The sequence below is a fragment of the Curtobacterium sp. MCBA15_008 genome (assembly GCF_001865065.1).
In the GTDB taxonomy this organism is placed as follows: domain Bacteria; phylum Actinomycetota; class Actinomycetes; order Actinomycetales; family Microbacteriaceae; genus Curtobacterium.
On the sequence record NZ_MJGN01000013.1, the window covers coordinates 36,034 to 49,096 of the forward strand.

The window sequence follows — 13,063 nt, forward strand, 5'->3', positions numbered from 1 at the left end:
GCCCCCGCCGGTTCGACCAGGCTTGACGTAACACGCACGAAACAAAGCAGTCACGTCCGGGAAACCCGGTGTCAATAGCCTCATCGGAGGGTGCACCCGCGGGTCACCTCCACATCCCCAACCCCCAGGAGATCGACACACATGTTCAGCGATTCCTCCGAGGTCCTGGCCTTCATCAAGGACACGGACGTCAAGTTCCTCGACATCCGATTCACCGACCTGCCCGGCGTGCAGCAGCACTTCAACATCCCGGCATCCACGGTCGACGAGGACTTCTTCTCGGTCGGTCAGCTCTTCGACGGCTCCTCGATCCGCGGCTTCGCGTCGATCCACGAGTCGGACATGCAGCTCATCCCTGACGTGACCACGGCCTACATCGACCAGTTCCGCGCCGAGCGCACGCTGATCATGATCTTCGACATCTACAACCCGCGGAACGGCGAGATCTACGGCCGCGACCCGCGACAGGTCGCCAAGAAGGCGGAGAAGTACCTCGCGTCGACGGGCATCGCGGACACCGCGTTCTTCGCCCCCGAGGCCGAGTTCTACATCTTCGACGACGTCCGCTACTCGGTCACCCAGAACCAGTCGTTCTACTCGGTCGACTCCGAAGAGGGCGCCTGGAACACCGGCCGCGAGGAAGAGGGCGGCAACCTCGCCAACAAGACCCCGTACAAGGGCGGCTACTTCCCGGTGTCGCCGGTCGACAAGACCGCCGACCTCCGCGACGACATCACCCTCAAGCTGATCGAGGCGGGCTTCGAGCTCGAGCGCTCGCACCACGAGGTGGGCACCGGCGGCCAGCAGGAGATCAACTACAAGTTCGACACGATGGTCCACGCCGCGGACGACATCCTCAAGTTCAAGTACATCGTCAAGAACACGGCTGACCAGTGGGGCAAGGTCGCCACGTTCATGCCGAAGCCGCTCTTCGGCGACAACGGCTCGGGCATGCACACCCACCAGTCGCTCTGGTCGGACGGCAAGCCGCTCTTCTACGACGAGAACGGCTACGGCGGTCTGTCGGACCTCGCCCGCTGGTACATCGGCGGCATCCTCAAGCACGCGTCCGCGCTGCTCGCCTTCACGAACCCGTCGATCAACTCCTACCACCGCCTGGTGAAGGGCTTCGAGGCTCCGGTCAACCTGGTCTACTCGGCCGGTAACCGTTCGGCTGCGATCCGCATCCCGATCACGGGCACGAACCCGAAGGCCAAGCGCATCGAGTTCCGCGCGCCGGACGCCTCGGGCAACCCGTACCTCGCCTTCGCCGCGCAGCTCATGGCCGGCCTCGACGGCATCCAGAACCGCATCGAGCCGCACGAGCCGGTCGACAAGGACCTCTACGAGCTCCCCCCGGAGGAGGCCAAGGGCATCCCCCAGGTCCCGGGCTCGCTTGACGAGGCCCTCGACGCGCTCGAGGCGGACCACGAGTTCCTCACGAAGGGCAACGTCTTCACCGAGGACCTCATCCAGACCTGGATCGACTACAAGCGCGAGAACGAGATCCTCCCGCTGGCCCAGCGCCCGCACCCGTTCGAGTACGAGCTGTACTTCGGCGTCTGAGTTCTCCGCTCGCCACGAAGGGCCCCGCACCGTCACCGGTGCGGGGCCCTTCCGCGTGCACGTTCCTTCCCATGACGCGCGCGGTGGAAAGTAGAAACGGGCGTACTCGGTCGAAAAGAACGACCGACTACGCCCGAAACGGGTGAGTACGCCCGGAAACGGCAGGTACGCCCGAAACGGGTGAGTACGCCCGGAAGCGGTGAGTACGCCCGAACGTGCGAGTCGCGCGGTGGACGTGACCGCCTGGAGGCGCGGTGCCGGTCCGGCGGACCCGCACCGCGCCTCCAGGCGGTCGCCCTGCACGTTCCTTCCCATCGCACCCGCAGTGGAAAGCGCAATCGCTCGTGGGGAGCAGGAACTTCCTGCCGCCTACGAGCGGATCTGCTTCCTACGCGCGATTGGGCACCCAACGCGCGGGACGGCGCGCCCCGGGAGCGCGCCGGGCGCACGAGAGCGGGGCCCGCACCGCCCCGGCACGGACCCCGCATCGCGGACGGTGACTACCGCGCGGTGGCCACCGCGTCGTTCGTCCCCGCGGCGACGCTCACGGGTGCACCCGTGACCGGAGTGGGCCGTCCCAGGGAACGGACGGTCCAACCCGACTTGACCCAGTCGGTGACCGGGAGGCAGTTGCGGGCGTCGATGACGACCCGACGACCGACGATGGCGGCGAGAGCGGCCGGGTCGGCCTCGACGATCTCGTCCCACTCGGTGAGGACGAGGACGACGTCCGCGTCCTCGATCGCGTTCTCCATCGACGACGCGTAGGTGAGCGTCGGGAAGGAGCGACGGGCGGTCTCCATCGCCTCCGGGTCCCACAGGGTGACCTGGGCACCGCGCAGGTGCAGCGCGTCGGCGACGTTGAGCGCCGGCGAGTCCCGCACGTCGTCGGTGAGCGGCTTGAAGGCTGCCCCCACGACGGCGACACGGCGGTTCAGCACGGAGCCGTCGAGCGCGTCGATCGTCATGTCGATGACCCGCTCGCGCTGGCCCATGTTGATCTCGTCGACCTGCTGCATGAGACCCACCACGCGGCCGGCGCCGAGCTCGTTCGCGCGGTGCATGAGCGCACGGATGTCCTTCGGCAGGCAGCCGCCGCCGAAGCCGAGCCCGGCGTTGAGGAACTTCCGGCCGATGCGGGCGTCGTGCCCGAGCGCGTCCGCCAGCGTCGACACGTCGGCACCGGTGATGGCGCACATCTCCGAGATCGCGTTGATGAAGGAGATCTTCGTCGCGAGGAACGCGTTCGCGCTGACCTTCACGAGCTCGGCGGTGGCGAGGTCGGTCGTGATGACCGGGGTGCCCTCGGCGATCGGTGCGGCGTAGACCTCGCGGATCACGGCGTCGGCGGCGTCGGACGCACCGCCCCAGACCAGGCGGTCCGGGTGCAGGGTGTCGTCGACGGCCTTGCCCTCGCGGAGGAACTCGGGGTTCCAGATGAGCTCGGCGTCGATCCCGGCCGGCGTGAACTCGCGGACGATGCCGCGGAGCCGTGCGGCGGTGCCCACCGGGACGGTCGACTTGCCGACGATGAGGCCCGGGTGGGTCAGGTTCTCGGCGACCCCGCGGGTGGCGTTCTCGACGTAGGTCAGGTTCGCGGCGTGGGACCCGGCGCGCTGCGGGGTGCCGACGCAGACGAAGTGCACGTCCGCGGCGGCGACGGCCTCGGCGATGTCCGCGGTGAAGCGGAGCTTGCCGCTCGCCACGTGCTTCGTGATGAGCTCGGGCAGGCCGGGCTCGTAGAACGGGACCTCGCCGGCGGACAGCGCGGCGAGCTTCGCCGGGTCGACGTCCACGCCGATGGTCTCGAAGCCCATCTCGGCCATGGCGGCCGCGTGGGTGGCGCCGAGGTAGCCGGTGCCGATGACGCTGATGACGGGTGCGGGACGGGTGTCGACCGCTGCGGTCGACTTCTTGGACTCGGTCATTGCGTGACCTCCTGCAGGTCGTAGTCGATGTCGGTGCGCTTGATGCCCTCGGCGAAGGCCTGGAGGCTGTCCGCACGGGAGTCGAGGCGCCAGTCGTTGGTGGTGCGGGTGCCGTCGACGATGGTCGTCGCGGTCTCGCTGAAGTACGCGAAGCCGATGATGTCCGCGTTCGCGGGATCGGCGAGGGCGTCGAACAGCGAGTTGATCCACTTGGACTTCTGACTGTTCGAGACGGTGCCGCCGGTCTCGGTGGCACCGATCTCGTTGAGGACGATGCCCTTGCCCGGCGCGATCTGCCGGATCTGGGCGAGCGTCGCACCGAAGGTGTTCTCGAAGGTCGGCTGCTCGGTGGCGTCACGGTAGTAGCCGCTCATGCCCACCCAGTCGACGTACTCGGCACCCGGGTAGTAGTTCTGCATGTAGTCGAGCGTCTGGTACTTCGGGTTGCCGAGCTTGTCGATGCGCGACGGGGACCAGTCCCAGATGGCGTACTGGTTCGCGCCGTTGTCCTGGAAGACCTGCCAGACGTGCTGCCACATCGCCTTGTACGAACCGGCGGCGTTCTGCTGCTTCGCCGTCTCGGACCAGTTGTACCACTGGCCGTTCATCTCGTGGTCGAGGCGGATGACGAGCGGCATGCCGTTCGACGTCAGCGCCTGGGCGTACTTCGTCAGGTAGGCGTCGAACTTGCCCGAGATGATGTCCTGGTTCGTGTAGCCCTCGATGTAGGGCTGGTCGTTGCCGGTCTTCGCGGGCAGCGACTCCCACGTCATCATCGGCAGGCGACCGTTCGCCCAGGCACGCTGGACCGCGTTCTGGTTGAAGTCCTGGTCGAAGCCCTGGAAGAACCCGACCATGTTCGTGGCCGTGCCGACCTCCTTCGAGACCTGGTCGTACTCGGACCAGTTGAAGGGCGACTGCGCGGTGTAGAGGCCGTACCACCGCGACTGCTGGGCGAGGATCTGCGCCTTGCTCGGCGTGCTGATCGGTTCGGGGCCGTCGGGCTCCGTCGACGGGCCCGTGTTCGGGTTCGTCGCGGGGCCACCGGACCCGGAGCCACCGCCGTTGCCGCCGCCGGACCCGTTGCCGCCGGAGCCGTTCCCGCCGCCCGAACCGGAACCCGAGCCGTTGCCCGACCCGGAGCCGTTGCCGGAACCGTTGCCCGAGCCGCCGGAGCCGGCCGCGTTGACGGTCGTGCCGGACCCGTCGGAGGAGGACGCGCCTCCCGACCCGCCCTTGCCGGAACCGAGCTGGGACTGGAGCGACGCGATCTGCGCCTTGAGCTGCGTGATCTGGTCGCCACGCGACCCGGCCTGCGCCGTCGAGGAATCGAGCTTGCCCTCGAGTGCCCAGATCTCCTTCTGGGCGGCCGTGAGCTTGGCCTGCAGCTCGGCTGCCGAGATCTTCTTCTTCGGCGGGGTGACGCCGAGGGCCTGGTGGACCGCCGTCGAGACGGAACCGGCCGGGGACACCCAGACGTTCCAGGTGATGAGCCCGAGGACGAGGACGATCGCGGTGGTGCCGATCGCGGTGAGTCGGGTGTGCTTGCTGGACTGGGCCCACCAAGCACCGGAGGAGCGGATGAGGTCAGACAATGAGGAAGGCCTCCAGGACGAAGATCGCGATGCCGATGCAGTACGGGATCGCGGCGTACGGGTTGTACCGGCGGACGCGGGCGGGGGCCTGCTTCGCGGGTGCCGGAGCGGCGGATGCCTGCGCCTGAGCGGCTGAGCGTCGGGTCGCGAGGACCGTCGCGGTCGAGTTGGTGGTGGCGTCCGGACCGAAGAGCTCGTCGAACGCCCGGTCGGCAGCGCGCTGGTCGCCGGTCGGCGCGTCGATCCCGGCGCGGGATGCCGCGTCGATCGGGCTCACCGGGGTCTGCGTGCCAAAGGCGGACGGCTGCACGGCGTCGGCCTGGGGGTGGTCGGCCTCGGTCTCCATCGGCCCGCCGGCGTAGGCACCTGCACGGGTCCCCCAGCCGGACGCGTGCGCCAGGCGGAAGAAGCCGATGAGCCGGATCGGCATGAGGAAGAACGTCGACACGATGATGAACATCGGCAGGCGGAAGAAGTCGCTCGGCTTCTCGGCGAGGTGCCGCATCTGCCGGATCGCCATGCTGAGCACCGACGAGACCACCATGAGCGCGGCGACGTAGATGAAGCCGGTCGAGAAGCCGTACTGCTGCAGGATCCCCTGGTAGAGGTTCTCCCCCTGGCCGGTGAGGGCACGGTAGACCCAGCCCGCGATCACGCCGAAGAGCATGAACGGCAGGATGATGTCGGTCAGGAAGAACACCGCGAGGATCGGCGCGTGGCCGAGCATCCACGGGAGCATCCGGAGCGTGTTGTACTGCGAGCCGCGGGCCCAGCGGAGCTGCTGCTTGAACAGCTTCTTCACCTGGAGCGGGGCGTCCGTGTAGACCAGCGACGTGTACTGGTAGACGGTGCGGTACCCCTCCTTGAGCGTGAGGTTCGTGAGCGTCCGGTCGTCGGAGACCTCGAGGAACACCCCCATGAACTTCTCGTGCATGAAGCGGTCCATGACGCGCATGAGGATGTCGCGGCGGAAGGCGATCGTGCGCCCGGGCAGGCAGCCGATCTGGCCGAGCACGCTCTGCGCCGGCATCGAGTACAGCGCACGGGAGTTCTCGAGCCAGTCCGCCCAGCGGGTGATCCAGCTGCGCTCGGGCTCGAGGATGCGCTGACGGGTCGTGACGCCGCCGACGGAGGCGTCGGCGAACGGCTTGAGGAGTTCCTCGAGCGCGCCGGGGGTCCAGACGGTGTCCGAGTCGACCAGCACGGTGATGTCACCCGTGGACATCTCGGTGCCGACCTTGACGGCGTTGCGCTTGCCCGGGATGGGCGTGTGGGTCCAGCGGACGAGCGGGGCGAACTCGTCGCAGACCTCCTCAAGCGCCTCGTTGCGGGCGCCGTTGATGACGACGATGATCTCGCCGGGACCCTGTTCGACCATGCGGCCGATCACGTCACGGAACAGGTCGAGCGGTTCGTCCACGACGGGGACGACGACGCTGGTGGTACCGACGAAGGTGCCGGTGAAGGGGCGGTAGCGGGCGGAGATGACGACCTTGAGCAACCAGAGCAACCAGATCACCGCGGAGTACACGGCGAACAGGTAGAACTCGGGGTGCCCTTCGACCATCTGCCTGATCTGCAGAATGAAGGTGAACACTGATCCCTGCTTCAACGTTCGAGGTGGAGATTCCGCTTCATCGGGGAATCAGGGCCGGTTCGGGTGGTGCAATTGATGCAGAGACGTGATGGCCCGCGCAACTTGGCCCCCGTGCGGGGGCGTTACGGGCACGTTACGGGGTACACCGTGGTCCCCCTCTGGTCGCGTCGCACTTGTCCGCACTGCTGCTGACAGCACTCCGGTGGACTCGATGGACCGCTCCGTCGCGTCGTCGACGGGGGCGTGTCGGCCTGGAGGCGCGGTGCGACCGAGCAGGAAAGCCCCGTTCACGGGGCTGTCGCCGGGCGTGGCGCGGCGATGCGGGACGGTCGCGTCGAGCGCGGCGGATGCGGTCGGTCACGGTCGGGTCACGACCGCATCCGTGGCACTACTCGGGGTACAGCGCCTGGCGAACGGGGGACGCCCGCCGACACGGGGAATTCACCTGCGAGGACGTGTCAACTCCGTGCGAAACGCGTCGGTCCGGGCGTGTCGTGCACAGGCACGCGTCGTCGGTCGGGGCGCCGGTCGGGGCGCCGGTCAGGGCGCCGGTCAGGCCGGTCGGGGCGCCGGTCAGGCGTCGGTCAGGCGCCGGTCAGGCGCCGTAGAACTCGCGCTCGAACACCTGGCGGGCCCGGCGGGTCACGCCGAGGTAGTCGTCCTCGAGCTGTGACGCCGACCCCGGCGCGTACTCCATCAGCCGCGCGATGCCCTCGAGCTGGACACGGTCGACCGGCAGCACGTCGGTCGTCTTGCCCGACCAGAGCACGAGGGCGCTGCGGGTCCGCGAGGCGAACCGCCACGCGGCACCGAGCCGCTCGGCGTCCTCGGCACCGATCAGCCCGGCCTCGGTCGCGGCGTCGAGGGCCTCGAGCGTCGAGGTGGTCCGGAGCCCCGGGATCGTCAGCGCGTGCTGCAGCTGCAGGAGCTGCACGAACCACTCGACGTCGCTGAGGGACCCGCGGCCGAGCTTCAGGTGCCGTGCCGGATCGGCGCCCCGTGGCAGCCGCTCCGACTCCACGCGCGCCTTGATGCGCCGGACCTCGCGGACCTGCAGGTCGTCGATCTGCTCGGGGTACCGGGTGCGGTCGGCGAGGTGCTCGAAGTCGCGGAGCAACTGGTCGTCCCCCACGGCCCCGCGGGCTCGGAGGAGCGCCTGGGCCTCCCACGTCAGGGACCACCGCGCGTAGTACGCCCCGTACGAGTCGAGGGTGCGGACGACGGGGCCGTTCTTCCCCTCGGGCCGCAGGTCGATGTCGAGCTCGAGCGGGTGGATCGCGTCGTCGGTCAGCCGCGTGAGCTCCCGCACGATCGTCTGCGCCGACCGGGACGCTTGCTCGGACGGCAGGTCCGCCGGCGCCCGGTACACGTAGAGGACGTCGGCGTCGGAGCCGAAGCCGAGTTCGCGTCCGCCGTACCGCCCCATCGCGATGACGCCGAACTCCAGGCCGGCCGGGGCGTTGCGGCGTGCCAGGGCGAGGGCGCCCGTGAGGGTCGCTTCCGTCACGTCACTGAGCGCCGGGCCGAGCGAGTCCACGTCGAGGCTGCCGAGCACCGCGGCCATGCCGAGCCGGAGGGTCTCCCGACGTCGGGCGGACCGCACGAGCGCGGCCGCACCGTCGACGTCGTCCCCGTGGCGCGCAGTGACGGCGGTGACCTCGGCCAGCAGCGACTCGATCGGCCGGGGACGGAGGAGCGTCTCGGGTTCGTCGAGCCACGCGACGGCCTCGGGGAACCGTTCGAGCAGGCCGGACAGGAACGCCGACTCGGAGAGCACCGTGGTGAGCGAGTGCGCTGCTCCGGAGGAGTCACGGAGCATGCGGAGGAACCAGCTCGACTCCCCGAGGGTGTCGCTCAGGCGGCGGAACGCCAGGAGCGCGCGGTCCGGCGCCGGCCCCTCGGCCATCCACCGCAGGAGGACGGGCAGCAGGTTCCGCTGGATCGCCGCGCGACGACTCGTACCCTGCGTCAGCGCCCGGATGTGACTCAGCGCACCGACCGGGTCGACGAAGCCGATGGCACCGAGCCGGTCGACGGCCTGGTCGCTCGTCAGGACGATCTCGCCGTCGCTCGCGGCCACGGCGGACAGCAGCGGCCGGTAGAACAGGCGCTCGTGCAGGCCACGGACCTCGAGCTTCACCGCCCGCCAGCGGGTCTCCAGCGCCGAGGCGGACTTCGCGAGGCCGCTCGACCGGGCGAGCACGCGGAGCTCGTCCTCGTCCGAGGGCATGAGGTGCGTGCGCTGCAGCCGCCGGAGCTGGATGCGGTGCTCGAGCACGCGCAGCAGGGCGTAGTCGGGGCCGAAGCGCGCGGCCTCGGGTCGGCCGACGTAGCCCGCGTCGGCGAGGGCGTCCATCGCCTCGAGCGTGGACCGCACCCGCACGGACTCGTCGTCACGCCCGTGCACGAGCTGCAGCAGCTGCACTGTGAACTCCACGTCGCGCAGGCCGCCGGGGCCGAGCTTCAGCTGCCGGTCGACCTCGGCGTCCGGGATGTGCTCGGTGACCCGTTCGCGCATCCGCTGCACCGACTCGACGAACCCCGGGCGCTTCGCGGAGGTCCAGACGAACGGTGCGACCGCGGCGGCGTAGCGCTCCCCCAGGTCCGCCGACCCGGCGATCGGGCGCGCCTTCAGCAGCGCCTGGAACTCCCACGCCTTCGCCCAGCGCTCGTAGTAGGCCACGTGCGAGTCGAGCGTGCGGACGAGGGCGCCGTCCTTGCCCTCTGGGCGGAGGTTGGCGTCGACCTCCCACAGCGCCGGCTCGGCGGCGAGGTCGGTGATGGCGTGCGTGGCGGCGATGGCCAGCCGGGTCGCGATGAGGACGGCACGGTCGGTGCCGACCGTGTCGTTCGGCTCCGTGACGAAGATCACGTCGACGTCGCTCACGTAGTTGAGCTCGCGCGCTCCGGCCTTGCCCATCGCGATGACGGCGAGCGGGGTCGCGGCGACGTCGGCTGCGGGGAACGGGACCTCGCGCCGAGCGACGTCGACCGCGGCCTCGAGCGCTGCCCCGGCCAGGTCGGCCAGCCCCGCGGCGACGGCCGGGAACGCCTCGGTCGGCGAGACGTTCAGCACGTCGAACAGGGCGATCTGCGCCAGGTGTCGGCGGTAGCGCACCCGCAGCCGGAGTCGGGCGTCCTCGCCGGTGGCGCCGTCGATCGCGTCCAGCAGCGACGTCGTGTACTGCTCCTGCGTCCACGGGGCGGAGACGGGCTCGAGCAGCAGCGCGATCTCGGCCGGCCGTCGGTGCAGGAACTCGCCGAGGCCGACCGACGCGCCGAGCAGGCGCACCAGCCGTTCCGTCGCCGGCTCGTCGGCGAGCACCGGGCGCAACTCGTCCGGCGCCCGTTCGAGCAGCCGCTCGAGCGCCCGGAGTGCGCCGTCGGGATCGGCCGTGGACTCCCACAGAGCCGGGGCGTCGCTCACCGGAACCCGCAGGTCGGGGCCGAACCGTGCCTCCAGGTCGGCGATCCGTTCCAGGCTCTCCGACAGCTCCGCGAAGCCCAGCCGGGCCAACTCGGAACGCGACGTCGTCGTCCTGCTCGTCATGCCGTGGTGCTCGTCGGTGGTGCTAGAGCGCGCCGAGGTTCGTGTCGAGCTCGAACGGCGTGACCTGGTCGCGGTAGCGCTTCCACTCCTGTCGCTTGTTGAGCAACACGAAGTTGAAGACCTGCTCGCCGAGCGTCTCTGCCACGAGCTCCGAGTCCTCCATGAGGCTCAGGGCGTGGTCGAGGCTCGCCGGCAGCTGGCTGTAGCCCAGGGCGCGACGCTCGGAGTCCGTCAGGCTCCAGACGTTGTCCTCGGCCTCGGGCGGGAGCTCGTAGCCCTCTTCGATGCCCTTGAGACCGGCGGCGAGCAGCAGCGAGTACGCCAGGTACGGGTTCGCCGCCGAGTCGATGCCGCGGTACTCGATCCGCGAGGACTGGCCCTTGTTCGGCTTGTACAGCGGGACGCGGACGAGCGCCGAGCGGTTGTTGTGCCCCCACGTCACGAACGACGGGGCCTCGTCACCGCCCCAGAGTCGCTTGTACGAGTTCACGAACTGGTTCGTGACCGCGGTGATCTCCGGCGCGTGCTTGAGGACACCGGCGATGAAGTGCTTCGCGGTCTCGGAGAGCTGGTACTGCCCGCCGGCCTCGTAGAAGGCGTTCTGGTCGCCCTCGAACAGCGACACGTGCGTGTGCATGCCGGAACCGGGCTGACCGGAGATCGGCTTCGGCATGAAGGTCGCGTAGACGCCCTGCTCGATCGCCACTTCCTTCACGACGGTGCGGAAGGTCATGATGTTGTCCGCCATCGTCAGTGCGTCGGCGTACCGGAGGTCGATCTCGTTCTGGCCCGGGCCGGCCTCGTGGTGGGAGAACTCCACCGAGATGCCGAGGTCCTCGAGCATGCGGACCGACCGCCGACGGAAGTCGTGGGCGCTGCCGCCGGGCACGTTGTCGAAGTAGCCGGCCTGGTCGACGGGCTGCGGGCCGCCGTCCTTCCAGTCGCGGCTCTTCAGCAGGTAGAACTCGATCTCGGGGTGCGTGTAGAAGGTGAAGCCGCGCTCGCTCGCCCGGGCCAGGGTGCGCTTGAGCACGTTGCGGGGGTCGGCGACGGCGGGCTGGCCGTCCGGGGTCGTGATGTCGCAGAACATCCGCGCCGTGGGGTCGATCTCCCCGCGCCACGGCAGGATCTGGAACGTCGAGGGGTCCGGGTGCGCCAGGACGTCCGCCTCGTAGGAGCGCGTGAGTCCCTCGATCGCCGAGCCGTCGAAGCCGATGCCCTCGGCGAACGCACCCTCGACCTCGGCCGGGGCGATCGCCACCGACTTCAGCGTCCCGATGACGTCCGTGAACCAGAGTCGGATGAACTTGATGCCCCGCTCCTCGATGGTGCGGAGCACGAAGTCCGTCTGCTTGTCCATTGACGCCCTTTCCGTGGTGCAGCTGGGGTGATCAGCCTATTGGTCTTCGCCGTCCCACCGCTCGTTGTTCGCCTTGATCCGGTCCAGGGCGTGTTGCGCGTCCTCACGGGTGTCGAACGGGCCGATGCGGTCGCGCTGCGGGGACTGAGGGCCCTGCTCAACGGCGTGCGTCTTCTCGTTGAACCACCACTGGGACTCGATGCGTTCGTCGCTCATGCGGCCACCGTACCCACGTGGGTACGGCCGCGTGCGGCGGCGGGCCGGGCGCGGCGGGCGCATCTGTCGCTTTCGCGAAAGCGACAGATGGCTGCGGATCGTTCGCGGTGATCTGTCGCCTTCGCGTCGCGCCCCGCGATGCGCATCGCCCATCTGTCGCTCTCGCGCCCCCGGGGCGACCGCCTGGAGGCGCGGTGCCGGCCCGCCGGACCGGTGCCGGGCCTCCAGGCGGTCGCGTCCACCGCTGTCGGGCACGCGCCCGCTGACCGCGCCGTCGGCAGACGCCTGCCTCGTGCGCGGTCCACGGTGCCCCGCGGCCTGCGCGTGCCCACCACGGGCGCGGCGTCCGCGCACCCGCCGCGCCCGGATAGAGTGGTCCGCATGCCCCGGGACGAACACGGACACCTGACCGCCGGCCGCATCTCCCCGCAGCGCAGCGTCCCGAAGGACATCGAGCGTCCGGAGTACGTCGGCCGGGCCGAACCCGACGAGCTCGGCCACGGCGACACGTACAGCCCGGACGAGGTCGAGCGCATCCGCGTCGCCGGCCGCATCGCCTCGCAGGCCATCGACGCCGTCGGCGAAGCGATCCGCCCCGGGGTCACCACCGACGAGCTCGACCGGATCGGCCACGAGTTCGTCGTCGCGCACGGCGCCTACCCCTCGACGCTCGGCTACCGCGGCTACCCCAAGTCGCTCTGCTCGAGCCTGAATGAGGTCATCTGCCACGGCATCCCGGACGACACCGTCCTGCAGGAGGGCGACCTCGTCAACATCGACATCACCGCCTACAAGGACGGGATGCACGGCGACACGAACCGGACCTTCATCGTCGGTCAGGCCGCGCCCGAGGTCGAGGACCTGGTCACCCGCACCGAGGAGGCACTCCGCCGCGGCATCCGCGCGGTGGCCCCCGGTCGCCAGGTGAACGTCATCGGCCGTGCCATCGAGGCCTACGCGAAGCGCTTCGGCCACGGGGTGGTCCGCGACTACACCGGGCACGGGGTCGGTCGGGCCTTCCACTCCGGGCTGATCATCCCCCACTACGACGCCCCGCGGTTCGACGACGTGATCGAACCCGGCATGGTGTTCACGATCGAGCCGATGCTCACCCTCGGCGGCATCGAGGCCGACATCTGGTCCGACGACTGGACGGTCTCGACGCACGACAAGTCCTGGACGGCGCAGTTCGAGCACACGCTCGTCGTCACCGAGCGCGGCGCGGAACTCCTCACCGTCTCCTGACCCCTC

The 13,063-nt window shown here is 69.8% G+C and carries 8 protein-coding genes; 2 read left to right on the forward strand and 6 right to left on the reverse strand.

Annotated features, from left to right (window positions below):
- Positions 1-141: 141 nt before the first annotated feature.
- Positions 142-1,566, forward strand: coding sequence for a type I glutamate--ammonia ligase (glnA, locus tag BIU96_RS07035; protein WP_071291904.1), 1,425 nt, complete (start codon positions 142-144; stop codon positions 1,564-1,566).
- A 500-nt stretch (positions 1,567-2,066) separates the two neighbouring features.
- On the opposite strand, the gene BIU96_RS07040 is transcribed toward glnA (BIU96_RS07035), so the two are convergent.
- The 6 genes from BIU96_RS07040 to BIU96_RS07065 all read right to left on the reverse strand — a co-directional run bounded on the left by BIU96_RS07040 (position 2,067) and on the right by BIU96_RS07065 (position 11,812).
- Entirely contained in the window at positions 2,067-3,494 is a 1,428-nt protein-coding gene (locus tag BIU96_RS07040; protein WP_071291905.1) for a UDP-glucose/GDP-mannose dehydrogenase family protein, read from the reverse strand.
- A complete protein-coding gene (locus BIU96_RS19760; protein WP_071291906.1) occupies positions 3,491-5,089 on the reverse strand; it encodes a glycoside hydrolase family 26 protein in 1,599 nt (532 codons plus the stop codon). The genes BIU96_RS07040 and BIU96_RS19760 overlap by 4 nt, the downstream gene beginning before the upstream one ends.
- On the reverse strand, positions 5,082-6,686 hold the full coding sequence (locus BIU96_RS07050) for a glycosyltransferase family 2 protein (RefSeq protein ID WP_071291907.1): 1,605 nt from the start codon (positions 6,684-6,686) through the stop codon (positions 5,082-5,084). The genes BIU96_RS19760 and BIU96_RS07050 overlap by 8 nt, the downstream gene beginning before the upstream one ends.
- A 595-nt stretch (positions 6,687-7,281) precedes the next feature.
- Positions 7,282-10,236, reverse strand: coding sequence for a bifunctional [glutamine synthetase] adenylyltransferase/[glutamine synthetase]-adenylyl-L-tyrosine phosphorylase (locus tag BIU96_RS07055; protein WP_071291908.1), 2,955 nt, complete (start codon positions 10,234-10,236; stop codon positions 7,282-7,284).
- A 22-nt stretch (positions 10,237-10,258) separates the two neighbouring features.
- Positions 10,259-11,596: a type I glutamate--ammonia ligase gene (gene glnA, locus BIU96_RS07060; RefSeq protein ID WP_071291909.1), complete on the reverse strand. Its 1,338-nt coding sequence runs from the start codon at positions 11,594-11,596 to the stop codon at positions 10,259-10,261.
- Positions 11,597-11,632: 36 nt separating this feature from the next.
- Positions 11,633-11,812: an SPOR domain-containing protein gene (locus BIU96_RS07065; protein WP_071291910.1), complete on the reverse strand. Its 180-nt coding sequence runs from the start codon at positions 11,810-11,812 to the stop codon at positions 11,633-11,635.
- Between the two features lie 381 nt (positions 11,813-12,193).
- Here BIU96_RS07065 and map point away from each other — a divergent pair, with 381 nt between their 5' ends.
- Positions 12,194-13,057, forward strand: coding sequence for a type I methionyl aminopeptidase (gene map / locus BIU96_RS07070; protein WP_071291911.1), 864 nt, complete (start codon positions 12,194-12,196; stop codon positions 13,055-13,057).
- The last annotated feature ends 6 nt before the right edge of the window (positions 13,058-13,063 follow it).